A 26,371-nucleotide genomic window follows, 5' to 3' on the forward strand; every position below is an offset into this window, starting at 1 on the left:
TCATGTTCACGGTTTATCATTCCAATCAGCTGGATTTATTGAAAACGCTGACCAGCGCGCTGATAGCCAGAGATCCGTTGGCCGATCCTTTTCAACAGGAAGTGGTGCTGGTTCAGAGCCCCGGTATGGCGCAATGGCTGCAGATGCAGCTGGCGGAACAGTTCGGTATCGCCGCCAATGTCGCGTTTCCGCTGCCGGCGACCTTCATTTGGGACATGTTCACCCGGGTGTTGCCGGATATCCCGAAAGAGAGCGCCTTCAGCAAGGATGCCATGACCTGGAAGCTGATGTGGTTGTTGCCGGAGATGCTGACTCAGCCGGCGTTTGCGCCACTGCAGCACTATCTGACCGATGACGGCGACAAGCGCAAAATCCACCAGTTGGCCGGCCGGGTCGCCGACCTGTTCGACCAATATTTGGTTTATCGCCCGCAGTGGCTGGAGAGCTGGCAGCGCGGCGAACGCATCGACGGTCTGGCGGAGGCTCAGCAATGGCAGGCGCCGCTCTGGGCGCGACTGGTGGAATACACGCGTGAACTGGGGCAGCCGGAATGGCACCGCGCCAATCTGTATAGCCGCTTTATCCACGCGTTGGAACAGGCAACAACGTGTCCGCCCGGTTTGCCGCCGCGGGTGTTTATCTGCGGCATCTCGGCGTTGCCGCCGGTCTATCTGGAGGCGCTGCAGGCGCTGGGGCGGCATATCGATATCCACCTGATGTTCACCAACCCTTGTCGTTATTACTGGGGCGACATTCAGGATTACGCTTTCCTGGCCCGCTTGCAGAGCCGCAAGCGCCGTCACTATCATCAGGCGCGCGAGCAAGGGCTGTTTCGCGAACCGGCCGACGCGGCGCGCCTGTTTGACGCCGAAGGGCAGCAGCAACTCAGCAACCCGCTGCTGGCCTCCTGGGGCAAGCTGGGGCGCGATCACCTTTACCTGCTGTCGCAGATGGAAGGGGCGCAAGAGGTCGACGCCTTTGTCGATATCCCAGCCGATACCATGTTGCACGCCGTTCAGCGCGATATGCTGGAACTGGAAGACCATGCGGTAATCGGTATTACCGCGGAAACGCTGGAAAGCAGCTTCAGCAAACGTCCGCTTGATGAGAACGACCGCTCCCTCAGCCTGCACGCTTGTCACAGCCCGCAGCGGGAAGTGGAGGTTTTGCACGATCAGCTGCTGAGCATGCTGGCGCAGGATCCGTCGTTGACGCCGCGCGACATCATCGTGATGGTGGCGGATATCGACAGCTACACGCCATACATTCAGGCGGTGTTCGGCAATGCCCCCGCCGAGCGCTACCTGCCGTTTGCCATTTCCGACCGTAAAGCGCGCCAGGCGCATCCGGCGCTGCAGGCGTTCATTTCACTGCTCGATCTACCGCAAAGCCGCTTTACCTCGGAACAGGTACTGGCGTTGCTGGAGGTGCCGGCCCTGGCCGCCCGTTTCGCCATTGGCGAAGAGGGGCTGCGCCTGCTGCGTCATTGGGTCGGTGAATCCGGCGTGCGCTGGGGCCTGGACGATGATAACGTGCGCGAACTGGATCTGCCCGCCACCGGCCAGCACACCTGGCGCTTCGGCATTACGCGCATGCTGCTTGGCTATGCGATGGACAGCAATGCCGGCGATTGGCAGGGCATTTTGCCTTACGACGAATCGAGCGGGTTGGTCGCCGAACTGGCGGGGCAACTGGCAGACCTGCTGGCGCAGCTCAGCCACTGGCGGCAAATCTTGAGCGAAGCGCGCCCGCTCGAGGCGTGGCTGCCGCTGTGCCGCCAACTGCTGGATGCCTTCTTCGCAGCGGACAGCGACACCGAAGTGGTGCTGGCGCTGATCGAACAGCAGTGGCAGCAGGCCATTAATTTTGGCTTGGCGGCGCGCTATCCCGATGAGGTGCCGTTGACCATTCTGCGTGACGATCTGGCGGCGCGCCTCGATCAGGAGCGCATCAGCCAGCGCTTCCTCGCCGGGCAAATCAACTTCTGCACGCTGATGCCGATGCGTTCCATTCCGTTCAAGGTGGTGTGCCTGCTGGGCATGAACGACGGCGTGTATCCGCGCACGCTGCCGCCGCTGGGCTTTGATCTGATGGCGCAGCAGGTCAAACGCGGCGACCGCAGCCGCCGCGATGACGACCGCTATCTGTTCCTGGAAGCGATTTTGTCCGCTCAGCAGCGGCTGTATATCAGCTTCATCGGCCGTTCCATTCAGGACAACAGCCCGCGCTACCCTTCGGTGCTGGTCACTGAGCTGCTTGAGTACCTGGAGCAAAGCTATTGCCTGCCGGGAGATGAGGAACTCAGCGCAGACGACAGCGCCCGACGGGTTGGTGAGCACTTGCTGAAGTGGCATGCGCGCATGCCGTTCGCCGCCGAGAATTTCTTGCCGGGCTCGGAGGCGCAAAGCTATGCCGCCGAGTGGCTGCCCGCCGCCGATGGTCGCGGTGCGGCGCATCCGGCGTTCAACCAGCCGCTGCCTGCCGAAGCGCTGCAGCAAATATCGTTGGATGAGCTGCTGCGGTTTTACCGCCATCCGATTCGCGCGTTTTTCCAATTGCGGCTGGGCGTCAGTTTTATCTTGGAAGAGACCGAGCTGCCGGACGAAGAGCCCTTCACGCTGGATAACCTCAGCCGCTACCAGTTTAACAGCCAACTGCTGAATACCCTGATCGACGGCGACGATCCCGAACGGTTGTTCCAGCGGGTGCGTGCCGCCGGCGGCTTGCCCTATGGCGCCTTCGGCGAGATCTATTGGCAAAAGCAGCAGGAAGAGATGAGCGAACTGGCCGAGCAGGTGCGTGCGGAACGCGCAGAGAGCCATAGCCTGGAGCTGGATATCGATATTGCCGGCGTACGTCTCAGCGGCTGGCTGCATCAGGTGCAGGATGACGGCCTGTTGCGCTGGCGGCCCGCCACGTTGTCGGCGGTGGATGGCATATTGCTGTGGCTGGAGCACCTGGTGTACTGCCGCGCCGGCGGCACCGGCGAGAGCCGCATCTACGGCCGCAAGAACTCCGCCTGGCGCTTTGCCGCGCTGGCGCCTGAAGAGGCACAGGCGCAGCTGGCGGAGCTGCTGGCGGGCTATCAGCGCGGTCTGAGCCAGCCGCTGTTGTTGCTGAACAAGAGCGGCTGGGCATGGTTGAGCCAGTGTTATCTGCCGGAAACGCAGCAAATCGACTGGGAGGAAGAAGCGCAAATTAAGGCACGCGCCAAATTGCTGCAGGCCTGGCAGGGCGATCAGCGCATTCCCGGAGAAGGGGAAGATCCCTACGTGCAGCGAGTATTCCGCCAATTGGATAATGAATACTTAGCGCAAATACTGGCCGAAACAGAGCGTTATCTGCTGCCGGTGGCGCGACATAATCTGGGGTAACAATCCCCCGGTGGTGCTGTACGTCGGGAGGTGGTAAAAATAACGAAGGTTATATTCAACCATTGGGGTGATTCCCGGTCTTACATAACGTACAGGCATATACACGCCGTGTTTCGGGCCGCCACATTGGCGAAGAGCCCGGCGAGTACAGATTTGGTTATGTGGTTTTGATGCACGTCGCCAACGTCAGGGAGTGGGCGTAGCGACGTCAGAATAGGGGTTTATTTTGGATATGCGCAGACAGTTGGCCCGTATCACCGGGCTGGTACTATTGGCTATGTGTTGGGCACCGTTGAGTTGGGCCGCGCAAGGATGGCAACCGCTGACGGAGAAGATCAACAAGAGCGAACACGATCCGCGTCAGTATGAAGCGATCAAGTTGGCTAACGGCATGACGGTGTTGCTGGTGTCCGATGCCCAGGCGCCGAAATCGCTGGCGGCGCTGGCATTGCCGGTTGGATCGCTCGAAGATCCGAACAGCCAACTGGGATTGGCACACTATCTGGAACATATGGTGCTGATGGGCTCCAAACGCTATCCAGAGCCGGAAAACCTGTCCGAATTCCTGAAAAAGCACGGCGGCAGCCACAACGCCAGTACTGCCTCTTATCGCACCGCCTTCTATCTGGAAGTGGAAAATGATGCGCTGGAGCCGGCGGTCGACCGCATGGCCGACGCCATTGCCGAGCCGCTGCTGGAACCGGGCAATGCCGATCGCGAGCGCAACGCAGTGAACGCCGAGTTGACGATGGCGCGTTCGCGCGACGGCATGCGCATGGCGCAGGTCGGCGCGGAAACCCTTAACCCGGCGCACCCGAGCGCGCGCTTCTCCGGCGGCAATCTCGATACGTTGAAAGACAAGCCGGACAGCAAGTTGCACGATGAACTGACCGGCTTCTATAAGCGTTACTATTCCGCCAATCTGATGATGGGCGTTTTGTACGGTAATCAGTCGCTGCCGCAGTTGGCCGACATTGCGGCGAAAACCTTTGGCCGCGTGCCGAATCATGACGCCAGCGTGCCGCCGATCACCGTGCCGGCCGTCACGCCGGAACAGCAGGGCATCATCATTCACTATGTGCCGGCGCAGCCGCGCAAGCAGCTGAAGGTCGAGTTCCGCATCGATAACAACAGCGCCGCGTTTCGCAGCAAAACCGATACCTACATCAGCTACCTGATCGGCAACCGCAGCAAAAACACCCTGTCTGACTGGCTGCAGAAGCAGGGGTTGGCGGACGCCATCAATGCCGGCGCCGATCCGATGGTTGATCGCAACGGCGGCGTCTTCGCCATCAGCGTTTCACTCACTGACAAAGGCCTGGCCCAGCGCGATGAGGTCGTCGCCGCCATTTTCAACTACCTGAAAATGCTGCGCAGCGAGGGCATCAAGCAGAGCTACTTCGATGAAATCTCGCATGTTCTGAACCTGGACTTCCGTTATCCCTCGATCACGCGCGACATGGACTATATCGAATGGCTGGTGGACACCATGCTGCGCGTGCCGGTTGAGCATGCGCTGGACGCGCCTTATCTGGCCGACCGTTATGATCCAAAGGCGATCGCCGAACGCCTGGACGCCATGACGCCGCAAAACGCGCGCATCTGGTTCGTCAGCCCGGATGAACCGCACAACAAGACGGCCTATTTCGTCAACGCGCCTTACCAGGTCGACAAAATCACGCCGCAGCGCTTTACGCAGTGGCAGCAGTTGGAGAGCGGCATTTCCCTGTCGCTGCCGGCGCTCAACCCGTACATCCCGGATGACTTTACCCTGACCAAGCCATCGCACGAGTTCAAAAAACCGGAAATGGTGGTGGATAAACCCGGCCTGCGCGTGTTGTACATGCCGAGTCGTTACTTCGCCGACGAGCCGAAGGCCGACGTCACCGTCGCTTTCCGCAACGCCAAAACCATGGATTCCGCGCGCAATCAGGTGCTGTTCTCGCTGACGGATTATCTGGCCGGCCTCGCGTTGGATCAGTTGAGCTATCAGGCGTCGGTCGGCGGGTTGAGCTTCTCGACCTCGCCGAACAACGGTCTGATGTTTAACGCCAACGGTTTCACCCAGCGTTTGCCGCAGTTGCTGACGGCGCTGATCGAGGGGTATTCCAGCTTCACGCCGACGGAAGATCAGTTGGCGCAAGCCAAATCCTGGTATCTGGAGCAGCTGGACGCTGCCGAGAAGGGCAAGGCGTTTGAGCTGGCCATTCAGCCGGTGCAGATGGTTTCCCGCGTGCCGTATTCCGAACGCAGCGAGCGCCGCGAAGTGCTGAAGACGTTAACGCTGAAAGACGTGCTGGCCTATCGCGACAGCCTGCTGGCCGAGGCCACGCCGGAGCTGCTGGTAGTGGGCAACATGAGCAAGCAGCAGGTCGACACGTTGGCGTCGACGCTGAAACATCGTCTGGGCTGTATCGGTAGCGAATGGTGGCACGGCGAAGACGTGGTGGTGGACAAGAATCATCTGGCCAACCTGCAACAGGTGGGCAGCAGCACTGACTCGGCGCTGGCGGCGGTTTATGTGCCGACCGGCTACGACGAAGTGACCGGCATGGCCTACAGTTCGCTGCTGGGGCAGATTATTCAGCCGTGGTTTTACAGCCAGCTGCGCACGCAGGAGCAATTGGGGTACGCGGTCTTCGCCTTCCCGATGTCGGTGGGGCGCCAGTGGGGCGTGGGCTTCCTGTTGCAGAGCAACAGCAAACAGCCGGCCTACCTGTACCAGCGCTATCAGGATTTCTACCCGAAAACCGAGAAACGCCTACGCGACATGAGCGAGGCGGACTTTGAACAGTACAAACAGGCGCTCATCAATGAGCTGAAACAGCGGCCGCAAACCCTGAGCGAAGAGGCCAGCCGGTTCGCCAACGATTTCGATCGCGGCAACTTCGCCTTCGATACTCGTCAGAAACTGATCGCACAGGCGCAACAGCTGACGCCGGCCAAACTGGCGGATTATTTCCACCAGGCGGTGATCCAGCCACAGGGGCTGGCGGTGCTGTCGCAGGTTAGCGGCAGCGGGCAAGACAAGGCGGATTACGCGGCGCCTAAGGATTGGGTCACCTATCCGAACGCGTCGGCATTGCAGCAGATTTTGCCGCGTAAAGTGGCAACACCATGACGGAAATTGCCCCGCAGAGGCTGGAGCCGCTGTCGCTGCCGCTGTTCGGCGAACGCCTGATAGAAGCGTCGGCGGGCACCGGCAAAACTTTTACCATCGGCGCGCTGTATCTGCGCTTGCTGCTGGGGTTGGGCGGTGACGCGGCGTTTCCCCGCCCGCTGACGGTCGAAGAAATCCTGGTGGTGACCTTTACCGAGGCCGCCACCGAGGAGCTGCGCGGGCGCATCCGCGACAATATCCACGGGCTGCGCATTGCCTGCGTGCGTGGTAAAGACGCGGAATGCAAAAATCCGCTGTTTATCGCGCTGATGGAAGAAATTGACGATTTGAGCGACGCCGCCTCGCAGCTGCTGGCGGCGGAGCGGCAAATGGACGAAGCGGCGATCTACACCATTCACGGCTTTTGCCAACGGATGCTGACGCACAATGCCTTCGAGTCCGGCATGTTGTTTGAACAAACGCTGGTGCAGGACGAGCTGCCGCTGCGGCGGCAGGCCTGTGCCGATTTCTGGCGTCGCCACTGCTATCCGTTGCCGCTGGGCGTGGCGCGTGCGGTCAGCCAGGAGTGGAGCGGCCCGGAAGCGTTGCTGGCCGATCTTTCCGGTTACCTGCACGGCGAAGCGCCGGCGCTGCGTCGGCCGCCGAAGGACGAAGAAACCGTCCTGATGCGCCACGAGCAGATCGTCGCGCGCATCGACGCCATCAAGGCGCAATGGCGGGCGGCGGCGGGCGATCTGGAGGCGTTGATCGCCCAGTCCGGCGTCGATAAGCGCAGCTACAGCAGTAAACACCTGCCGAACTGGCTGAACAAGGTCGGCGAATGGAGCGGGCAGGAGACTCAGGACTACCAGCTGCCGAAGGAACTGGATAAATTTCGCCAGTCGGTGCTGCTGGAGAAGACCAAGAAAGGCGAGCCGCCGCGTCATGCGCTGTTCACGGTGATAGACGAACTGTTCGATGAACCCTTGACGCTGCGCGATCTGATCATGGCGCGCGCGCTCAGCGAGATCCGCACCTCTATTCAGCAGGAAAAGCGCCAGCGCGCCGAGCTGGGGTTTGACGACCTGCTCAGCCGGCTGGACGGCGCCCTGCAAAGCGGCGGCGGCGAACAGTTGGCGCTGGCGATCCGCCAGCGCTATCCGGTGGCGATGATCGATGAATTCCAGGATACCGATCCGCAGCAATACCGTATTTTCCAAAAACTTTACGTCGGCCGGCCCGATTGCGGCCTGCTGTTGATCGGCGATCCCAAGCAGGCGATTTACGCCTTCCGCGGCGCCGACATCTTTACCTACATGCGCGCGCGTTCAGAGGTGAGCGCCCACTATACGCTGGAGACTAACTGGCGCTCGTCGCCGTCGATGGTCGCCAGCGTCAATCACCTGTTTTCTCAGGTAGAAAAGCCTTTCCTGTTCGGCCAAATCCCCTTTATTGAGGTTAACGCGGCGGAAAAGAACCAAGGGCTGGCGTTTGAATTGCACGGCAAGCCGCAGCCGGCGATGCAGTTCTGGCTGCAGCAGGGGGAAGGCGCGGGTGTAAGTGATTACCAACAGCTGATGGCGCGCCTGTGCGCCACGCAAATTCGCGACTGGCTCAGCGCCGGACAGCAGGGCCTGGCACGGCTGCAGAACGGCAAGGCGTCACGGCCGGTACAAGCCTCCGATATCACGGTACTGGTGCGCAGCCGCAATGAGGCGGCGTTGGTGCGCGATGCGTTGAGCGCGCTGTCTATCCCGTCGGTCTACCTGTCCAACCGCGACAGCGTGTTTGACACCCCGGAGGCCAAAGACCTGCTGTGGTTGCTGCAGGCGGTGTTGGCGCCGGAGCAGGAGCGTACGCTGCGCAGCGCCATGGCCACCGGGCTGATGGGGCTGGACGCGCCGACGCTGGACGGCCTGAGCCGCGATGAGCGCGCCTGGGACGCGCTGGTTAACGAGTTCGACAATTACCGCACGCTCTGGCTGCGCCGCGGCGTGTTGCCGATGCTGAGCGAGCTGATGAAAGCGCGTCAGCTGGCGGAGAACCTGTTGGCCAGCGCCGGCGGCGAGCGTCGCTTGACCGACGTGCTGCATCTGGGGGAGCTGTTGCAAGAGGCGGCGGCGCAGCTCGACAGCGAGCATGCGCTGGTGCGCTGGCTGGCGCAGCAGATCGCCCAGCCCAATCGCCAGTCCGATAATCAGCAGCTGCGGCTGGAGAGCGACCGGCATCTGGTGCAGGTGATCACGATTCACAAGTCCAAGGGGCTGGAGTTCGATCTGGTGTGGCTGCCGTTCGTCGGCAACTTCCGCCAGCAGCAACAGGCGCTGTATCACGATCGCCACAGTTTCCAGGCGTTGCTGGATCTCGACGCCAATGAAGAGAGCCAGGCCTGGGCGGAGGAGGAGCGCTTGGCGGAAGATCTGCGTCTGCTGTACGTGGCGCTGACCCGCTCGGTGTACCACTGCAGCATCGGCATCGCGCCGCTGTTCCAGGGCACGCGCAAGAAACAGGGCGATACCGATCTGCACCGCAGCGCATTGGGTTATCTGGTGCAGGGCGGGCAGGCCGGCGACGCCGTGTATCTGCAGGAGCGGCTGCAGCAATTGGCGGGCGGGGGTATCGCGCTGTCGCTGGTTGAACCGCCGGACGAAGAACCCTGGCACCCTCAGGCGGCACTGGCCGAAGCGCTGGCGGCGAAAAGCTTTACCCGGCGGATCCAGGATTTTTGGCGGGTGACCAGCTATACCGGTTTGCAACAGCACGGCGCGAGCCTGATGCAGGATCTGCTGCCGCGTCTGGATGTCGACGCTGCGGGGGAGCGGAGTGAGGAGAGTGAGCCAGCGCTCACACCGCATACCTTCCCGCGCGGCGCGACGCCCGGCACCTTCCTGCACAGTCTGTTCGAAACGCTGGACTTCACCCAGCCGTTGGATGAACAGTGGTTGCTGGCACAGCTGCAACAGCAAGGATTTGCCGAACACTGGCAGCCGATTTTGCTGGCGTGGATGCAGGTATTGCTCAACACGCCGCTCGCCGACAGCGGCGTGACGCTGGCGGCGCTAACGCCGCAGCACAAGCAGGCCGAGCTGCAGTTCTATTTGCCGATCAACCGGTTGTTGCAGGCGAAGGAGCTCGATGCCCTGGTGAAGCGTTACGATCCGCTTTCCGCCCGCTGTCCGGCGCTGGATTTCCATCAGGTGCAGGGCATGCTGAAAGGCTTTATCGACCTGGTGTTCTGTTGGCAGGGCAAATACTACCTGCTGGACTACAAGTCCAACTGGTTAGGGGAAGACAGCAGCGCCTATACCCGGCCGGCGATGGAGCAGGCGATGGCGGAGCATCGTTACGATCTGCAATATCAGCTGTATACGCTGGCGCTGCACCGTTATCTGCGTCATCGGCTGCCGGATTACGATTACCGGCGCCATTTCGGCGGGGTGATTTATCTGTTCCTGCGCGGCGTGGATACGGCGCACCCGGGCAACGGCATTTTCACCTGTCTTCCCGAGTTTGAGCTGGTGGCGGGGATGGATCGCTTGTTCAGCGGCGAGGCTGCTGCGACGGAGGATGGATCATGATCGCACTGCTGGAGCAGGCGGTGGCGCTTGGCGTGTTGCGCCCGCTGGACGTGCAGTTCGCCCGCGTGGTGGCGAACGAAGACGAGCCCGATATTTTGCTGGCCGCCGCCTGCCTGAGCGCAGAGGCGGGGGCCGGTCACGTCTGTCTGATGCTGGAGCAGCTGCAGGCGGATACGCTGTTTGAAGGGCGCCAACCGGCGCTGGCGCTGGCGCTGTGGGAGGCGGCCGGGCGACCGGATAGCGAGCGTTGGCAGCAGCGCCTGGCGGCCAGCGCGGCGGTCGGGGACGGCAGTAGCGCTACGCCGCTGGTGCTGCGCGGGCCGCGCCTGTATCTGCAGCGCATGTGGCAAAACGAAGGTGAAGTGGCGGCGTTTATCGGCGGCGAAGGCGAGTCGCTGGCGGTGCCGGAGGCTGAACTGCGCACTATTCTCGACCGCTTGTTCGGTTCGGCGAGCGACGAACCCGATTGGCAGAAGATCGCCGCCGCGGTAGCCGCCACGCGGCGCATTGCTGTCATTTCCGGCGGGCCGGGCACCGGTAAAACCACCACCGTCGCCAAGCTGTTGGCGGCGCTGGTGCAGTTGGATGAAAGCGCGTGCTTGCGCATTCAGCTGGCGGCGCCGACTGGCAAGGCGGCGGCGCGTCTGACGGAGTCGCTTGGCAGCGCCAGCCGTCAGCTGGCGTTGACCCCGGCGCAGCAGGCGCTGTTCCCGACGGAGGCGGCGACGTTACACCGCCTGTTGGGGGCGCAGCCGAACAGTCAACGCATGCGCTATCACCGCGGCAACCGGCTGCATTTGGATGTGCTGGTGGTGGATGAGGCCTCGATGGTCGATCTGCCGATGATGGCGCGCCTGATTGCCGCGCTGCCCGATCGGGCGCGGGTGATTTTCCTTGGCGATCGCGATCAGCTGGCCTCGGTGGAGGCCGGCGCGGTGCTGGGGGACATTTGCCGTTTTGCCGAGCAGGGATACAGCGATGCGCGTGCCGCAGAGCTGAGCCGCCTGACCGGCTGTTCGCTCGCAGGGCGGCAGGCCGACGCGGAAGCGGCGGTGCGCGACAGCCTGTGTTTGCTGCGCAAGAGCTACCGTTTTGACGCTCGATCCGGCATCGGTCAATTGGCGTTGGCGGTCAACGCCGGTGCTGGGGAGCGCGCGCTGGCAGCCTTGAGCGGCAGTTTCGGCGATGTCGCGGGCTATGCGCTGGCAACGAGCGAAGAGTATCAGGCGCTGCTGGACGCGTGCGTGGCGGGCTACCGCGACTATTTGCGATTGGCCGCCGAGGGCGCGGATGCGGCGGCGGTGTTGGCCGCCTTTAGTCGCTTCCAGGTGCTGTGCGCGCTGCGTGAAGGGCCGTTTGGCGTTGCCGGCCTGAATGAACGTATTGAACTCGGGCTACAGCGCGCCGGCCTGATTGACCGCAAACCGGGAGTGATCGGCCGCTGGTATCGGGGGCGGCCGGTGATGATCGGCCGCAACGACAGCGCGCTGGGGTTATTCAATGGGGATATCGGCATTACGCTGCCGGATGAGCGCGGCGAGCTGCGCGTGCATTTCCAACTGCCTGATGGAAGCATCAAGTCGGTGCAGCCGAGCCGTTTGCCGGCGCATGAAACCGCCTATGCCATGACGGTGCACAAATCTCAGGGATCGGAGTTTGACCATACGGTGCTGGTGTTGCCGAATCACTTCCTGCCGGTGCTGACGCGCGAATTGGTCTATACCGCGATCACTCGCGCGCGTAAGCAGCTCTCGCTGTATGCCACGGAGGCGGTGCTGCTGCGGGCCATTCGTATGCCGACCCAGCGCCGCAGCGGATTGGCTGAACGGCTGCAGGCAACGGAATAAGCGTTGAAGGGGCGCGGTAGCGGCCGCGCCCACAGGGATTACAGATCCGCCAGCAGAATTTTGGAGCGGCGTTGGTAGTTGTACAGCGCCTGTTTCTGCATCGGCAGCACGTCGACCTCCGCCGGAGTGAATCCGCGCTCCTGGAACCAGTGGATGCTGCGGGTGGTCAGTACGAACAGCTTCTTTAATCCCATCTGCCGCGCCTGGTTTTCCACCCGCTGCAGCAGCATTTCGCCGCGCGAAGAGCTGCGGTAGTCGGGATGCACCGCCACGCAGGCCATTTCACCGATTTTTTCCTCCAGGAACGGGTACAGCGCCGCGCAGGCGATGGTCAGGTTGTCGCGTTCGATAATGGTGAATTTGTCGATCTCCATCTCCAGCTGTTCACGCGAACGGCGCACCAGAATACCCTGCTGCTCGAGCGGCCGGATCAGCTCCAGGATGCCGCCGATGTCGTTGATCGTTGCCCGGCGCACCTGTTCGGCGCTCTCCATCACGATTTGGGTGCCGATGCCGTCGCGCGAGAACAACTCCTGTACCAGCGCGCCGTCTTCCTGGTAGCTGATCAGGTGGCTGCGGCGCACGCCGCTGCGGCAGCCTTTCACCGCGCCGCGCAGGAAGCGCACGGTGCCGGAATGGTAGTCACCGCCTTCCTCCAGCTCTTCAAGGCGCTTTTGCGCGTCGTTGGGGAACAGCTCGGAAAGGATGTTGCCTTCCGCGTCGGTCACGCCCTGTGAGGAGCAGAAACCGATCATTTTTTCCGCCTTCAGCTTAATCGCCAACTGGGTGGCCACTTCTTCCGAGGTCAGGTTGAAGCTCTCGCCGGTGACCGAAACCGCGACCGGGCCAATCAACACGATGGCGTTGCTGTCGAGCTGACGGTGGATCGCTTCTTCATCGATGCGGCGAATGCGGCCGCTGTGGCAGTAGTCGATGCCGTCATCGACGCCCAGCGGCTGCGCGATGATGAAGTTGCCGCTGACCACGTTAATATGCGCGCCCTGCAGTGGCGTGTTGTTGAGGCTCATCGACAGCCGAGCGGTGATGTCGAGCTGCAGCAGGCCGGCGGCCTGCTTGACCAGCTCCAGCGTATGGGCGTCGGTCACGCGGGTGTGTTTGTGGTAGATCGGCTCATAGTTATGCTGAGCCAGATTGGCGTCGATCTGCGGCCGCGCGCCGTAAACCACCACCAGGCGAATACCCAGGCTATGCAGCAACCCGATATCGTTGACGATGTTGGAGAAATTCTCGTGTTCGATGGCTTCCCCGCCGAGCATGATGACGAACGTCTTGCCGCGGTGGGCGTTGATATAGGGGACTGAGTGACGGAATCCTTGCACCAGCTCTGTACTACGTTCCTTCACGGCCAAACCTCTTTGCATATTTATACGATATTTTTGTATTTTTATTCTTTTATTGCGCCGATGGCAAGTGGGAAATCGTCATGAAGCGTGCGCTAAGGGCGCTAAATCGTTAATAAATTGAAAAACCATAAAAAGATTTTCTGATGACAGGGCTGGAATGATTGGTTAAAGTTTTCGGCATCCCCATTTCATTGGTGTTTTTTTCATCTGTTGTAAACAGCTATTACTGCCGGAGCCGCATGCCAAACGCTAATCACAATCTGGGCCGCCGTCGTTTATTACAGGGCGTTGCCGCCAGCTGGTTGCTGAGTGTGAGTCGTACGGGCTTCGCCGCATCATCGCACGTGATCGCCGTGCGCGTCTGGCCATCCTCCACCTATACCCGCGTCACGCTGGAATCCAACGTCGAGCTGAAATACAAGCAGTTCGCCCTGACCAATCCCGATCGCGTGGTGGTGGATATCGAAGGCGTTCACCTCAACAGCGTGCTGAAGGGCATCGCCGGGCAGGTGCGCGCCGACGATCCTTATCTCAAGCAGGCGCGCGTCGGCCAGTTCGATCAGAATACCGTGCGGCTGGTGCTGGAGCTCAAACAAAGCGTCAGCCCGCATATTTTCACGCTGGCGCCGGTGCCGGAGTATCGCAACCGTCTGGTGATGGATCTCTATCCGACCAAGGGCGGCAGCGGCGGCGAGGAATATGATCCGCTACTGGCGTTACTGGAAGATTACAACAAGGGCGATCTGGAGCGCACGCTGCCGCCGGAAGCGCCGCAGGCCGGCAAAGCGGGGCGCGATCGGCCGATCGTCATCATGCTGGATCCCGGCCACGGCGGCGAAGATCCCGGCGCGATCGGCAAGTACAAGACGCGCGAGAAAGACATCGTACTGCAGATTGCCCGCAAGCTGAGCGCCATGATCAAGCGCGAGCCGAACATGAAAGTGTTCATGACGCGTAATGAGGACGTGTTTATTCCGCTCAAGGTGCGCGTCGCCAAGGCGCGCAAGCAGCGCGCCGATCTGTTCGTTTCGATTCACGCCGACGCCTTCACCAGCCGCGCTGCGCGCGGGTCATCGGTGTTCGCATTGTCCACCAAAGGCGCCACCAGCTCGGCGGCCAAGTTCCTGGCGCAGACGCAGAATGCCTCGGACCAAATCGGCGGTGTCAGCAAGAGCGGCGACCGCTATCTTGACCACACCATGTTCGATCTGATCCAGACCGCGACCATCAACGACAGCCTGAAATTCGGCAAGGAAGTGTTGAACCGGATGGGCAAAATCAACCGGTTGCACAAGAATCGCGTCGATCAGGCCGGTTTTGCGGTGTTGAAGGCGCCGGATATCCCGTCGATCCTGGTGGAAACGGCGTTTATCAGCAACATCGAAGAGGAGCGCAAGCTGCGCACCAGCCATTTCCAGCAGCAGGTGGCGGAGTCGATTCTGGCGGGCATCAAGGCTTATTTCGCCAACGGCGGCGCGCTGGCGAGTCGATAACGGCAGGGCCGGGCGCGAGTCCGGCTGTTTTCGCGGATTGCAGATACAAAAAAACACCCGTCAGGGTGCTTATCTGTTGTCATCAAGAGTTGGTTGCGGGGGCCGGATTTGAACCGACGACCTTCGGGTTATGAGCCCGACGAGCTACCAGGCTGCTCCACCCCGCGTCCGTCTTGATGCGGTATTACGACGAAACCACCGTTCATGTTATGCCGCTGGTACGACATTCGGTTGGTTGCGGGGGCCGGATTTGAACCGACGACCTTCGGGTTATGAGCCCGACGAGCTACCAGGCTGCTCCACCCCGCGTCCGTGTAATACTTTGTTATCGAAACCAAACGAAAAATACCGCCAATGCGGCATCGGTTGGTTGCGGGGGCCGGATTTGAACCGACGACCTTCGGGTTATGAGCCCGACGAGCTACCAGGCTGCTCCACCCCGCGTCCGATGGATGCGCACTATACTCTCCATGCGTTTTGTTGCAAACCCTTTTTGCATTTTATTGCCCTAAACCCGTTTTTCTGCTGAATTTGCCCGCAATTTGCCTTCTTTTTCATCACCATCCTCCGTGCGGCTTTTTTTATTTGCAGCGATTCCTTTATCAATGAGCGTTTGTTATCGTTCAGCCGGTAGATCATATCAGTTTGAGAGTGTGCGCGATGAAAGGACGTTGGGGCAAATACCTGCTGGGCGGGTTGATGGTGGCGGTGTTGGCGGGCTGTTCGTCCAAGCCGACCGATCGGGGTCAGCAATATAAGGACGGCCGTCTGGATCAATCGCTGGAGCTGGTCAATCAGCCCAACGCCAAAGGTTCGCCGGTCAACGCCAAGGATTACTCGGATCAGCTGATGGAGATCAAGTACGCGTCGCCTTCGCTGTTTAACCGCAACAACAGCACCTATCAGGCGGTGCAAAGCTGGATGGCGTCCGGCGCCGACACGCGCATGCTGAGCCAGTACGGCCTCAGCGCTTACCAGATGGAAGGCGTCGACAATTACGGCAACGTGCAGTTTACCGGCTACTATACGCCGGTGGTGCAGGCGCGCTATACCCAACAGGGCGAGTTCCGCTATCCGCTGTACCGCATGCCGCCGAAGGGCAGGGGCCGCTTGCCGGATCGCGCGGGCATCTACTCCGGCGCGCTCGACGATCGCTATATCATCGCTTACACCAACTCGCTGATGGACAACTTCATGATGGAAGTCCAGGGCAGCGGTTATGTCGACTACGGCAACGGCCAGCCGCTGGTGTTCTTCGGCTACGGCGGCAAGAACGGCCACGCCTATCGCAGCATCGGCAAGGTGCTGATCGATCGCGGCGAAGTGGCCAAGGCGGACATGTCGATGCAGGCGATCCGTCAGTGGGCGGATACCCACAGCGCCGCAGAGGTGCGTGAGCTGCTGGAGCAGAACCCGTCGTTCGTGTTCTTCCGCCCGGAAGCTTTTGCGCCGGTGAAAGGCGCCAGTGCGGTGCCGCTGATCGCCAAAGCCTCGGTGGCTTCCGACCGTTCGCTGATCCCGGCGGGCACCACGCTGCTGGCCGAAGTGCCGCTGCTGGACAACAAGGGTAAATTCACGGGAAAATACGAGATGCGTCTGATGGTCGCGCTCGACGTGGGCGGCGCCATCAAGGGCCAGCATTTTGACATGTACCAGGGCATCGGGCCGGAAGCCGGCCACTCGGCGGGGTACTACAACCACTACGGCCGCGTCTGGGTGCTGAAGAACAATGGCGGCGGCCAGCTGTTCAGCGCCAATAAGTCAAACGGCGGCGGTTCGTTGCTGGCCACCCGCTAAACGCATACGGCGTGAAAAGAGTGACCCGCAAGGGCCGGATTTTCCGGCCCTTATCATTTGCATTACGAAGGTAATTAAAGCGTTATGAGCACAGCTTATTCGGAAGCCTATCTGCAGCGTTTCGGCGGCACGGCGCGGTTGTACGGCCAGCAGGCGCTGGCGGTGTTCGCGCAGGCACACGTCTGCGTGATCGGCATCGGCGGCGTGGGTTCCTGGGCGGCTGAGGCGCTGGCGCGCACCGGCATCGGTGCCATCACCCTGATCGACATGGATGATGTCTGCGTCACCAATACCAATCGTCAAATCCACGCATTGCGTCAGCATGTCGGGCAATCCAAAACCGAGGTGATGGCGGAGCGTATCCTGGCGATTAACCCGGAATGCCGGGTAACCTGCATCGATGATTTCATCACTCCGGACAACGTCGCCGAGCTGCTGGACCATAACTTCAGCTATGTCATCGACGCGATCGACAGCGTGCGGCCGAAGGCGGCGCTGCTGTCCTACTGCCGCCGTTTCAAGATCCCGGTGGTGACTACCGGCGGCGCCGGCGGGCAAATAGACCCGACTAAAATCGAAGTGGCCGATCTGGCGAAGACCATTCAGGATCCGCTGGCCGCCAAACTGCGCGAGCGGCTGAAGCACGATTTCAACGTGGTGAAAAACGGCAAGGGCAAGCTGGGCATCGACTGTGTCTTCTCCAGCGAGCCGCTGGTTTATCCGCAGCCGGACGGCTCGGTATGCGCTTCGCGCAGCACGGCGGAAGGGCCGAAAAGAATGGATTGCAGCGCAGGTTTCGGCGCGGCGACCATGGTTACCGCCACCTTCGGCTTCGTCGCCGTGTCGCACGCGCTGAAAAAGATGGTGGCGAAGGCGGCGCGTCAGGCGTAACGGGCGGCGATCGCCTTTACGGCGGCGGCCAACGCCGCCAGGCCGCTGGCGCGGGTGGCGCTCAGCTGCGCGCGCAATGCCAGGCGGTCGAACAACGCCAGCGGATCCAATGCGGCGATCTGCTGCGGCGTTTTCCCTTCCACTTCGGTCAGCAGCACCGCCAGCAGGCCGCGCACGATGCGGCCTTCGCTGTCGCCATAGAAATGCAGCGTGCCGTCTTCCAGCAACTGGTGCCCCAGCCAGACGCGGTTTTCACAACCGCTCAATGCCATTTCTTCACTGCGCAAGGCTTCCGGCAGCGGCGGCAGCCGTTTTGCGAGCATAATCAGCTGGCGGTAGCGGTCTTCCCACTGTTTCAGCGCGCTGAAGGTGGCGATCAACGCGTCGGCGGTGACCTCTCGGCCAAAAGGATGGGGGGCGAGCATAGCGTCTCCGGGAGTCAAGTCAGTCGGCCAGCAGATCGAGGGCGTGAGTCAACGCGCTGACCAGCGTATCGACGTCCTGTTGAGTATTGTAGGGAGCGAACGACGCGCGCAGCGTGCCGCTGACGCCTAACGCCGCCATCAGCGGCTGCGCGCAGTGCTGGCCGGCGCGCAGCGCAATGCCTTGCTCCGCCAGCAGCGTGACGATGTCGCTGTGGTGTACGCCGGCGATGTCGAACGCCAGCAGGCTGGAACCGGAACTGCGGAAGCTGCGAAAACCCGGCAGCTGCGCCAACCGCTGTTCTGCCCGGTCCGCCAGCTCGCGGCTGTAGCGCTCCGCCGCCGCCATGTCCTGTTCACTGAGCCAGGTGAGCGCGGCGGCCAACCCCAGCACGCCGGCGATGTTCGGCGTGCCGGCTTCGAAGCAGTGCGGCGGCTTTTGCGGGGTAAAGCCGTCGAACGACGCCTGGATCAGCATCTTGCCGCCGCCTTGCCACGGCGCCATCTGCGCCAACAGCTCGGCTTTGCCGTACAGCGCGCCGATGCCGGTCGGGCCATACAATTTGTGGCCGGAGAAGGCGTAGAAATCGATGTCGAGCCGCTGCACGTCGGCCGGGCCGTGCACCACGCCTTGTGCGCCGTCGATCATCACGCGCGCGCCGGCGGCATGGGCCAGCGCGATAGCCGGCGCCAGATCCGGGCAGCCGCCGGTGACGTTGGACATTTGCCCCAGCGCCAACAGGCGGGTTTTGTCATTGAGCAGGGCGGGCAGCTGCGTCAGGTCCGGCAGCCGGTCGGCGCCGATCGGCAGTTTCACCACCCGCGCGCCGGTTTGCTCCGCCACCATCAGCCAGGGGATCAGGTTGGCGTGGTGTTCCGCTTCGCTCACCAGAATTTCATCGCCCGGCTGCAGGCGTGGCTGCAGGTAGCTCTGCGCCACCAGGTTGATCGCCTCGGTGGTGCCGCGCGCCCAGACTATGTCGTCGGCCGACGGCGCATTGATCAACTGGGCCACCTGGCCGCGCGCTCGTTCGAAACGGGCGGTCAGATCCTGCGCCGCCCGATGCTGGCTGCGGTGCACGGTAGCGGCGTCATCGCGATAAAATTGCTGCGTGGCGTCGATCACCGCCTGCGGTTTCAACGCGGTGGCGGCGCTGTCCAGATAGATACCGTCCTGCGCGAGCGCGGGAAACTGTTGGCGAAAAAGGCTGGGGTTAAAAGGCGTCATACCCTGATTGTCACTGGCTTGAGTCGATGGGTGATCCTGTCCTATTTTGCCGCCGGAGACAAGCGATCCTGCCTATTAGGACTTATCGCCTGGCAAAACTGAGAAAGTTTGTTATGCTATTAAATGTGCGCTTATTAATCGCATCTATACACATAAAAGGTATTTATCAGCATTTAAAACTACAAAGGAGTCCTCAATGAAGAAAACAGCCGCAGTTCTCTCTGCCCTGATGCTTACGTTCACCCTGGCCGCCTGTTCCAGCAACTACGTGATGCATACCAATGACGGACGCACCATTGTTGCTGACGGTAAGCCTAAAGTGGACAACGACACCGGCATGATCAGCTATAAAGACGCCAACGGCGTCGAGCAACAGATCAACCGCGCCGATGTGAAAGAGATGGTTGAAAGCAACCAGTAATCGTCAGGCAAAAAAAAGCACCGCAAGTTTTGCGGTGCTGCATAAAATCACTATGGACAGACAGGGTAAATGTACAGGAAGTGAAAAAACAGTAGCCTAGCTACCATGTCCGGAATCGCCGGACAATTTGCAAACACAACATCACAACCACAAGCCAAAAGTTCATCGGCGTCCTCGACACCCACTCCCTTTTCGTTCCGGCCCGGGAAGTGCCGCCACTATAGGTATTTGCTGGCACATCCTCAACGGACAAATTATAATGGCTCGGATAAAAAAAACTAATGGCAATACGCCGTTAGCGTTTACCGATGGCTTGCCACGCAAAGCCGCCCGATTTTCGGCGCCGAATCATTCGGATTAATGTTACACAAAAGTAGCTAATTTAATGTCTAAACGCTTACCTCCCCTCAATGCGCTGCGCGTGTTCGATGCGGCCGCTCGCCACCTGAGTTTCACCAAGGCGGCGGAAGAGCTGTTCGTGACCCAGGCCGCGGTGAGCCACCAGATCAAGTCGCTGGAGGACTTCCTCGGGCTGAAGCTGTTTCGTCGGCGCAACCGCTCGCTGCTGCTGACCGAAGAGGGGCAAAGTTATTACCTCGATATCAAGGAGATCTTCTCTTCGATCAACGAGGCGACGCGCAAGCTGCAGGCGCGCAGCGCCAAGGGGGCATTGACCGTCAGTCTGCCGCCGAGCTTCGCCATTCAGTGGCTGGTGCCGCGCCTTTCCGGCTTTAACTCAGCTTATCCGGGGATCGATGTGCGCATCCAGGCGGTGGACCGCGAAGAAGACAAGCTGGCGGACGACGTCGATGTGGCGATTTTCTACGGCCGCGGCAATTGGCCGGGGCTGCGCGCCGAGCGCCTGTATGCGGAATATCTGCTGCCGGTGTGTTCGCCGAGCCTGCTGACCGGCGATCATCCGCTGAAAACCGCAGACGATCTGGCTTATCATACGTTGCTGCATGACGTTTCACGCCGCGACTGGCTGGCTTATACGCGCCAGCTGGGGTTGCAGCACATCAACGTGCAGCAGGGGCCGATCTTCAGCCACAGCGCCATGGTGGTGCAGGCGGCGGTGCACGGCCAGGGCGTGGCGCTGGTGAATAACGTGATGGCGCAAACCGAGATCGAAGCCGGTCGCCTGGTGTGCCCGTTCAACGATGTGTTGGTCAGTAAAAACGCTTTTTATCTGGTATGTCATGACAGCCAGGCAGAACTGGGTAAAATAGCCGCCTTCCGGCAGTGGATCCTGGCGCGCGCCGCCAGCGAACAAGAGAAGTTCCGCTTCCGCTACGAACAATAAGGCCGGCCGCCGCCTTGCCGCGGCCGGTGATTTTTAATGGGATAGATCACGATGAGCAGCCGTTCCATGCTGGTTTTCGCCGCTATCAGCGGCTTTGTGTTTGTCGCGTTGGGCGCATTCGGCGCGCATGTGTTAAGCGGCACGCTGGGCGCAAACGAAATGGCCTGGATCCGCACCGGGCTGGAATATCAGGGGTTCCATACCCTGGCCATCCTGGCGCTGGCGGTCGCGATGCAGCGCCGCGTGAGCCTGTGGTTTTACTGGAGCGGAGCGCTGTTGGCGTTCGGCACCGTGTTGTTCAGCGGCAGCCTCTATTGCCTGGCGCTGTCGCACCTGAAGGTCTGGGTATATATCACGCCGGTTGGCGGCGTGTGCTTCTTGATTGGCTGGATATTGATGTTGATTGGCGCTTTGCGTCTGAGGAAAAAGGCCGAGCGCCATGAATAAGATTGCGTTGTACTGCCGCCCCGGCTTCGAAAAAGAGTGTGCGGCGGAGATCACCGATAAAGCCGCCCAGCTGGAGATTTACGGCTTTGCGCGGGTAAAAGAGCACAGCGGTTACGTGTTGTTCGAATGCTATCAGCCGGACGATGCCGACCGTCTGGCGCGGGAAATTCCGTTCCGCGAACTGATTTTCGCCCGCCAAATGATTGTGGTGGGTGAGCTGCTGCGCGATCTGCCGCCGGAAGATCGGGTATCGCCGATCGTCGGCATGCTGATCGGCGTGGTCGATCGCGGCGGCGAGCTGCGGGTGGAAGTGCCGGACACCAACGAAAGCAAAGAGCTGATGAAGTTCTGCCGCAAGCTGACGGTGCCGCTGCGCGCCGCGATGCGCGAGCAGAAGGTGCTGATGGCGCGCGAGAACCCGACTCGCCCGGTGGTGCATGTATTTTTCATCGCGCCGGGCTGCTGCTACGTCGGTTACTCCTACAGCAACAACAACTCACCGTTCTATATGGGCATTCCGCGTCTGCGTTTCCCGGCCGATGCGCCGAGCCGTTCGACGCTGAAGCTGGAAGAAGCGTTCCATGTGTTCATCCCCGCCGACGAGTGGGACGAGCGCCTGGCCAGCGGCATGCACGCGGTCGATCTGGGGGCCTGCCCGGGCGGCTGGACCTATCAGCTGGTGAAACGCAGCATGATGGTGCATTCGGTGGATAACGGCCCGATGGCGCCGAGCCTGATGGAAACCGGCCAGGTGACGCACCACCGCGCCGACGGCTTCAAGTTCGAGCCGAACAGCAGCAAGATCTACTGGCTGGTGTGCGACATGGTGGAGAAACCGGCGAAGGTGACCAGCCTGATGATTCAGTGGCTGGTGAAAGGCTGGTGCCGTGAAGCGATCTTTAACCTCAAGCTGCCGATGAAAAAGCGCTACGAGGAAGTGTCGCAAAACCTGATGAGTATCCGCGAAGCGCTGGGCGCCGCCGGCATCAGCGCTGAAGTGCACGCCAAGCAGCTGTATCACGATCGCGAAGAGATCACCGTACACGTGCGCCGCATGTGGTCGGCGGTGCCGGGCCGCCGCGACGAGCGCGATTAACCGCGTGAAGCCTTGATGAAGGGCGCTGCTTGCAGCGCCCTTATTGTATCGGCAGGCGCAGCTGCTGCAGGTTGCCGTCCAGCGACAGATTGGTGCACAGCGTGGCGACCCGTTTGCTGACGTAGGCCAGCTCGCGGTGCTGCTCCAGCTTGCCGCGCCATTTTTCCGGCACCTGCTCCAGGTGCTGATAAAGCCCGTCCAGACTGCCCGACTGCTGCAGCAGCAGCACGGCGGTTTTCGGTCCGATGCCGGCCACGCCGGGGATCTTGCTGCTGCCGATCCCCGCCAACCCCCAGTAGTCCGGCAGCTGCTGCGGCTGCACGCCAAACTCCTGTTGCACGAAAGGCATATCCAGCCAGCGTTTCTGGAAGTAATCGCGAATTTGTACGTTCGGCGCCAGCAGTTGGCAATAGCCTTTGTCGGTGGAGACGATGGTCACCTGGTGGCCGCCGCCGGCGACCTTCGCCGCCAGCGTGGCCGCCAGATCGTCCGCCTCATTGCCGGGCGAATGCCAGCTGGCGACGCCCAGTTCGGCGAAGGCCTCGCGCAGCTGCGGCATCTCCTGCTGCAGGTTTTCCGGCATCGGCGAGCGCCCGGCCTTGTAGTCCGGCAGAATTTGGTGGCGCCAGCTGTCGCTGCGGTCGTCCTCGTCGAATACCGCCACCGCGTGGGTCGGGCGGCTGTGCTGGATCAACTGCTGCAGCGCGTGGCGGCAGGCGTTGACGCAAGGGGTGCCCTGCACGGCGTGAATGCGGCGGATGAGGTTCAGGGCGTCGACAATCAGTAGGTGTATCATCATGGGCGGTAAGGTCAGAAAAAACAGGGCGGCCGTTACGCCGCCCGGGATTGAGGGTCAGGCGACGATTTCGTAGCAGGGCACATAGGCGCTGCCCGGCAGCTTCATGCGGTGCTGGGCAACAAAGCCCTGCAGCAGGCTATCCATCTGCTTCATCATTTGCGGTTCGCCGTGCAGCTTGTACGGGCCGAACTGCTCAATGGCGTGGATGCCGTTTTCCTTCACGTTGCCGGCCACGATGCCGGAGAAGGCGCGGCGCAGCGCGGCGGCCAATTGCTCCGGCGGCTGGTTCGGATACAGGTTGAGGTTCGCCATGTTCTCGTGGGTCGGTTCGAACGGCAGCTGCAGATCCGGCGCGATGCGGATCGACCAGTTAAAGCTGTAGGCGTCGCCGGTGTTGCGGCGGTTTTCCTTCACCAGCGGCATGGCTTTTTTCATCTGCCGCGCCACTTCCGCCGGATCGTCGATGATGATGGTGTAATGGCGGCGCGCTTCGTCGCCCAGCGTGTTCATGATGAACTCGTCCAGCACGCGGAAGTAGTCGGCGCTCTCTTTCGGCCCGGTCAGGATCAGCGGCAGCACCTGTTCACTGTTCTCCGGGTTCATCAGGATACCCAACAGGTACAGCAGCTCTTCGGCGGTGCCGACGCCGCCCGGGAAGATAATGATGCCATGCGCGATGCGCACGAAGGCTTCCAGGCGTTTTTCGATGTCCGGCATGATCACCAGCTCGTTCACTAGCGGGTTAGGCGGCTCGGCGGCGATGATCGAAGGCTCGGTCATGCCGATAAAGCGGCTGTTGCGGTAACGCTGTTGCGCGTGACCGACCGCCGCGCCTTTCATCGGCGCTTCCATGGCGCCCGGCCCGCAGCCGGTGCAGATGTTGAGCTCGCGCAGGCCCAGCTGGCTGCCGACCTTGCGCGCGTACAGATATTCGTTCTCGTTGATCGAGTGCCCGCCCCAGCACACCACCATGTTGGGATCTTCATCCAGATGCAGCGTGCGCGCATTGCGCAGGATCGAGAACACTAGGTTGGTGATGTGGGCCGAGTTTTCCAGGTTCAGGTGTTGGAAACGGCCGGCGCTGGCGATTTGGCCGTGCACGAACAGAATGTCGCGCAACACGGCGAACAGGTTGGCCTGCAGCGAACGGATGATGCGGCCGTCGACGAACGCCTCTTCCGGCGGGTTGACCAGCTCCAGCTTCACCCCGCGCTCGCGGCGCAGCACGTTGATGTCGAAGGTTTCATAGCGCGACAGCAGCTGTTTGCTGTTGTCGGTTTGGCTGCCGGAGTTCAACACGGCCAGCGAACAGTTGCGGAACAGGCGGTACAGGTCGCTGCTGGCGGTGCGCTTCAGCATGTCTACTTCCAGCTGCGACAATAAATCCATAGAGCCAAGCGGGCTGATGTGTGTAATCAAGGTAACTCCTTTGCACCCGGTGCGGGGCGGTAGTAATCCATACGCAGCAAAACAGCATCTCGTTATGGTTGGCGTGCTGCGGCGCAGCGGGCGCTCTGCCCGGCCGCAGCCTCGTTTTAACCTTACCGCCGTCCCTGGGCTTTTACCAACATAAACCGCTCGTTAGCTCAGTTGTTGAGCAATGTTTCGCACTTATTGGCGCGCCAGGCGGCCGTGCGCGGGTGCGAATACGACGTTGCTGCGCCACGGGTTGATGTCCAGCCCGCCGCGGCGGGTGTAGCGGGCGTAAACCGTCAGGCTTTGCGGCCGGCAGTAGCGCATCACATCGTTGAAGATGCGCTCGACGCACTGCTCGTGGAATTCGTTGTGGTGGCGGAAGGAGACCAGGTAGCGCAGCAGCGCTTCGCGATCGATCTTGCCGCCGCGGTAGCTTATCTGCACCGAGCCCCAGTCCGGTTGATGGGTGATCAGGCAGTTGGACTTCAGCAGGTGGCTGACCAATTGCTCTTCCACCACCTCTTCACCGGCGGCGTTCAGCAGGTAGTCGGCGTTGAACTCATAATTGTCGATGCGGATATCCTGCTGGTCGATGCAGTCGCCGGCCAGACGGGCGATCGGCGTGCCTTCCAGCTGCTCGACGCTGAACAGGGTGACGTTTACCTCGCCCTGGGCACAGGCAGACAGATCGCGCTGCAGGGTGCTGCGCACCGTTTCCCAATCGGCGAACGGGGTTTGGTTGAAGCTGTTGAGATACAGTTTGAAGCTTTTCGATTCGATCAGGTTCAGGCTGTCGGCGTTGAGGCTGATCTCGCCGACCGCCACCTGCGGCAGCCCGTTGGCGTTCAGCCAGGAGAGTTCGTACAGCGTCCAGATGTCCGCGCCGTGGAAGGGCAGGTTGTCGGGATACAGCCCCAGCGGCTCGCGGTTCATGCTGCGCGGCACCGCCTGCAGCAACGTGGCGTCGTAGCGATCGCGGTAGGCGGTGGGTTTGCCCAGCGTCAGCCCTGACAGGGCCTGGTGGTCTTGATAGGAGGACATCTGCTGTCACCTCGCTCAGAGATAGGTACAATGGCCGTCAGTTTAACGTATGCGAGAAAGAATATGGACCATGATGTATCGCACGCTCTGCGTGAATTCACTCAACGCTATGTCGAGTTGTGGCAGCAAGCGCGCGGCCACGCGCCGGCCAGCCAGGCATTGTACGGCGTGCCGTCGCCCTGCATCGTGGAGAATCGCGAGGACGAGGTGCTGTGGTTGCCGCAGCCTTTCGAGCCGGCGGCGACGCTGGAGAAGGTAGAAGCCGCGCTGGAGCTGCGTTTGCAGCCGGATGCGCACCGTTTTTACACGCAGCAATATGCGGGCGACATGAGCGCGCAATTTGGGGAGCATCGCCTGAGCCTGCTGCAGGTCTGGAGCGAGGAGGATTTCATCCGCCTGCAGGAGAACCTGATCGGCCATCTGGTGACGCAAAAGCGCCTCAAATTGTCACCGACCCTCTTCCTGGCGACCACCGAATCCGAGATGACGATGGTGTCGCTGTGCAACGTCAGCGGCAACGTGGTGCTGGAGCAATTCGGCAGCGATAAGCGCACCTTGTTGGCGGCGACGCTGGGGAATTTCCTCGATGCGCTGCGCCCAGTGCTGGACTGAAGCGCGGCGGATTCGCCGTCGGTCGTGTAAGAGATCTCTCACACGGGCTGTGAGAGATCGCTCTTAATTTTTTTCACCTCTCTTTGGACCATGAGATTATTGTTATCCAGATCAATTGGTTAGAATTTCTTTAGGATAACTC

General features: G+C 61.2%; 18 protein-coding genes and 3 tRNA genes. 12 read left to right on the plus strand and 9 right to left on the minus strand.

What is annotated here, in order from left to right:
- Nucleotides 1-2 precede the first annotated feature (2 nt).
- From recC to recD, 4 genes are all read left to right on the plus strand, one after another.
- Nucleotides 3-3,374 carry an exodeoxyribonuclease V subunit gamma gene (gene recC / locus WFM45_RS17780; protein WP_336956630.1) on the plus strand — a complete coding sequence of 1,124 codons (3,372 nt, stop codon included), beginning with the start codon at nt 3-5 and terminating at the stop codon, nt 3,372-3,374.
- 232 nt (nt 3,375-3,606) lie between these two features.
- Nucleotides 3,607-6,495, plus strand: a complete 2,889-nt coding sequence (gene ptrA, locus WFM45_RS17785; protein ID WP_336956691.1) for a pitrilysin — start codon at nt 3,607-3,609, stop codon at nt 6,493-6,495.
- A complete protein-coding gene (gene recB, locus WFM45_RS17790; RefSeq protein ID WP_336956632.1) occupies nt 6,492-10,052 on the plus strand; it encodes an exodeoxyribonuclease V subunit beta in 3,561 nt (1,186 codons plus the stop codon). Before ptrA ends, recB begins: the two co-directional genes overlap by 4 nt.
- On the plus strand, nt 10,049-11,899 hold the full coding sequence (gene recD, locus WFM45_RS17795; RefSeq protein ID WP_156866532.1) for an exodeoxyribonuclease V subunit alpha: 1,851 nt from the start codon (nt 10,049-10,051) through the stop codon (nt 11,897-11,899). Before recB ends, recD begins: the two co-directional genes overlap by 4 nt.
- Before the next feature lie 38 nt (nt 11,900-11,937).
- On the opposite strand, the gene argA is transcribed toward recD, so the two are convergent.
- Nucleotides 11,938-13,263 (minus strand): amino-acid N-acetyltransferase, encoded by a 1,326-nt coding sequence (gene argA / locus WFM45_RS17800; RefSeq protein WP_004931881.1) that lies wholly within the window; start codon nt 13,261-13,263, stop codon nt 11,938-11,940.
- Nucleotides 13,264-13,502: 239 nt separating this feature from the next.
- Here argA and amiC point away from each other — a divergent pair, with 239 nt between their 5' ends.
- Complete coding sequence (gene amiC, locus WFM45_RS17805) at nt 13,503-14,756, plus strand: N-acetylmuramoyl-L-alanine amidase AmiC (RefSeq protein ID WP_004931882.1); 1,254 nt, start codon at nt 13,503-13,505, stop codon at nt 14,754-14,756.
- A 90-nt stretch (nt 14,757-14,846) separates the two neighbouring features.
- On the opposite strand, the gene WFM45_RS17810 is transcribed toward amiC, so the two are convergent.
- From WFM45_RS17810 to WFM45_RS17820, 3 genes are all read right to left on the minus strand, one after another.
- A tRNA-Met gene (locus tag WFM45_RS17810) sits at nt 14,847-14,923 on the minus strand.
- A gap of 65 nt (nt 14,924-14,988) precedes the next feature.
- Nucleotides 14,989-15,065: transfer RNA gene (locus WFM45_RS17815), tRNA-Met, on the minus strand.
- Between the two features lie 58 nt (nt 15,066-15,123).
- A tRNA-Met gene (locus tag WFM45_RS17820) sits at nt 15,124-15,200 on the minus strand.
- 216 nt (nt 15,201-15,416) lie between these two features.
- Here WFM45_RS17820 and mltA point away from each other — a divergent pair.
- Nucleotides 15,417-16,553 (plus strand): murein transglycosylase A, encoded by a 1,137-nt coding sequence (mltA, locus tag WFM45_RS17825; RefSeq protein ID WP_033632235.1) that lies wholly within the window; start codon nt 15,417-15,419, stop codon nt 16,551-16,553.
- Between the two features lie 84 nt (nt 16,554-16,637).
- Complete coding sequence (gene tcdA / locus WFM45_RS17830) at nt 16,638-17,444, plus strand: tRNA cyclic N6-threonylcarbamoyladenosine(37) synthase TcdA (RefSeq protein ID WP_004931886.1); 807 nt, start codon at nt 16,638-16,640, stop codon at nt 17,442-17,444.
- Here tcdA and csdE read toward each other — a convergent pair.
- Together csdE and csdA are read right to left on the minus strand one after the other, a co-directional pair.
- Nucleotides 17,435-17,869 carry a cysteine desulfurase sulfur acceptor subunit CsdE gene (gene csdE / locus WFM45_RS17835; protein ID WP_033632236.1) on the minus strand — a complete coding sequence of 145 codons (435 nt, stop codon included), beginning with the start codon at nt 17,867-17,869 and terminating at the stop codon, nt 17,435-17,437. The two genes, tcdA and csdE, sit on opposite strands and share 10 nt — an antisense overlap.
- A gap of 19 nt (nt 17,870-17,888) precedes the next feature.
- Nucleotides 17,889-19,094 (minus strand): cysteine desulfurase CsdA, encoded by a 1,206-nt coding sequence (gene csdA, locus WFM45_RS17840; protein ID WP_049278249.1) that lies wholly within the window; start codon nt 19,092-19,094, stop codon nt 17,889-17,891.
- 196 nt (nt 19,095-19,290) lie between these two features.
- Here csdA and WFM45_RS17845 point away from each other — a divergent pair, with 196 nt between their 5' ends.
- The 4 genes from WFM45_RS17845 to rlmM all read left to right on the plus strand — a co-directional run bounded on the left by WFM45_RS17845 (nt 19,291) and on the right by rlmM (nt 22,361).
- Nucleotides 19,291-19,515, plus strand: a complete 225-nt coding sequence (locus tag WFM45_RS17845; protein ID WP_025304050.1) for a YgdI/YgdR family lipoprotein — start codon at nt 19,291-19,293, stop codon at nt 19,513-19,515.
- Nucleotides 19,516-19,900: 385 nt separating this feature from the next.
- Nucleotides 19,901-20,818 carry a transcriptional regulator GcvA gene (locus WFM45_RS17850; RefSeq protein ID WP_004931894.1) on the plus strand — a complete coding sequence of 306 codons (918 nt, stop codon included), beginning with the start codon at nt 19,901-19,903 and terminating at the stop codon, nt 20,816-20,818.
- Nucleotides 20,819-20,869: 51 nt separating this feature from the next.
- Entirely contained in the window at nt 20,870-21,265 is a 396-nt protein-coding gene (locus WFM45_RS17855; RefSeq protein ID WP_004931896.1) for a DUF423 domain-containing protein, read from the plus strand.
- The gene (gene rlmM / locus WFM45_RS17860) at nt 21,258-22,361 is read left to right on the plus strand and encodes a 23S rRNA (cytidine(2498)-2'-O)-methyltransferase RlmM (RefSeq protein WP_004931897.1); all 1,104 of its coding nucleotides are present in this window, start codon (nt 21,258-21,260) and stop codon (nt 22,359-22,361) included. The genes WFM45_RS17855 and rlmM overlap by 8 nt, the downstream gene beginning before the upstream one ends.
- 40 nt (nt 22,362-22,401) lie before the next feature.
- Here the strand turns inward: rlmM and xni are convergent, their stop codons facing one another.
- From xni to queF, 3 genes are all read right to left on the minus strand, one after another.
- On the minus strand, nt 22,402-23,160 hold the full coding sequence (gene xni / locus WFM45_RS17865) for a flap endonuclease Xni (protein WP_060560118.1): 759 nt from the start codon (nt 23,158-23,160) through the stop codon (nt 22,402-22,404).
- A gap of 54 nt (nt 23,161-23,214) precedes the next feature.
- Nucleotides 23,215-24,579: a nucleotide 5'-monophosphate nucleosidase PpnN gene (ppnN, locus tag WFM45_RS17870; RefSeq protein WP_021505658.1), complete on the minus strand. Its 1,365-nt coding sequence runs from the start codon at nt 24,577-24,579 to the stop codon at nt 23,215-23,217.
- A 192-nt stretch (nt 24,580-24,771) separates the two neighbouring features.
- Nucleotides 24,772-25,617 carry an NADPH-dependent 7-cyano-7-deazaguanine reductase QueF gene (gene queF, locus WFM45_RS17875; protein WP_103086319.1) on the minus strand — a complete coding sequence of 282 codons (846 nt, stop codon included), beginning with the start codon at nt 25,615-25,617 and terminating at the stop codon, nt 24,772-24,774.
- Between the two features lie 63 nt (nt 25,618-25,680).
- Between queF and syd the strand changes: the two genes are divergently transcribed.
- A complete protein-coding gene (syd, locus tag WFM45_RS17880) occupies nt 25,681-26,229 on the plus strand; it encodes a SecY-interacting protein (protein WP_004931906.1) in 549 nt (182 codons plus the stop codon).
- The last annotated feature ends 142 nt before the right edge of the window (nt 26,230-26,371 follow it).

It is taken from the genome of Serratia sp. KG1D, assembly GCF_037150675.1.
GTDB classification, from domain to species: domain Bacteria; phylum Pseudomonadota; class Gammaproteobacteria; order Enterobacterales; family Enterobacteriaceae; genus Serratia; species Serratia nematodiphila.

Bases quoted from the DNA above. Each gene is read 5' to 3' on its own strand.
- rlmM (WP_004931897.1), top strand. From the start codon at position 21,258: ATGAATAAGATTGCGTTGTACTGCCGCCCCGGCTTCGAAAAAGAGTGT.
- ptrA (WP_336956691.1), top strand. From the start codon at position 3,607: ATGCGCAGACAGTTGGCCCGTATCACCGGGCTGGTACTATTGGCTATG.
- recB (WP_336956632.1), top strand. From the start codon at position 6,492: ATGACGGAAATTGCCCCGCAGAGGCTGGAGCCGCTGTCGCTGCCGCTG.
- syd (WP_004931906.1), top strand. From the start codon at position 25,681: ATGGACCATGATGTATCGCACGCTCTGCGTGAATTCACTCAACGCTAT.
- csdE (WP_033632236.1), bottom strand. From the start codon at position 17,869: ATGCTCGCCCCCCATCCTTTTGGCCGAGAGGTCACCGCCGACGCGTTG.
- recC (WP_336956630.1), top strand. From the start codon at position 3: ATGTTCACGGTTTATCATTCCAATCAGCTGGATTTATTGAAAACGCTG.
- amiC (WP_004931882.1), top strand. From the start codon at position 13,503: ATGCCAAACGCTAATCACAATCTGGGCCGCCGTCGTTTATTACAGGGC.
- mltA (WP_033632235.1), top strand. From the start codon at position 15,417: ATGAAAGGACGTTGGGGCAAATACCTGCTGGGCGGGTTGATGGTGGCG.
- queF (WP_103086319.1), bottom strand. From the start codon at position 25,617: ATGTCCTCCTATCAAGACCACCAGGCCCTGTCAGGGCTGACGCTGGGC.
- WFM45_RS17855 (WP_004931896.1), top strand. From the start codon at position 20,870: ATGAGCAGCCGTTCCATGCTGGTTTTCGCCGCTATCAGCGGCTTTGTG.
- xni (WP_060560118.1), bottom strand. From the start codon at position 23,160: ATGATGATACACCTACTGATTGTCGACGCCCTGAACCTCATCCGCCGC.
- recD (WP_156866532.1), top strand. From the start codon at position 10,049: ATGATCGCACTGCTGGAGCAGGCGGTGGCGCTTGGCGTGTTGCGCCCG.
- WFM45_RS17850 (WP_004931894.1), top strand. From the start codon at position 19,901: ATGTCTAAACGCTTACCTCCCCTCAATGCGCTGCGCGTGTTCGATGCG.
- csdA (WP_049278249.1), bottom strand. From the start codon at position 19,094: ATGACGCCTTTTAACCCCAGCCTTTTTCGCCAACAGTTTCCCGCGCTC.
- tcdA (WP_004931886.1), top strand. From the start codon at position 16,638: ATGAGCACAGCTTATTCGGAAGCCTATCTGCAGCGTTTCGGCGGCACG.
- WFM45_RS17845 (WP_025304050.1), top strand. From the start codon at position 19,291: ATGAAGAAAACAGCCGCAGTTCTCTCTGCCCTGATGCTTACGTTCACC.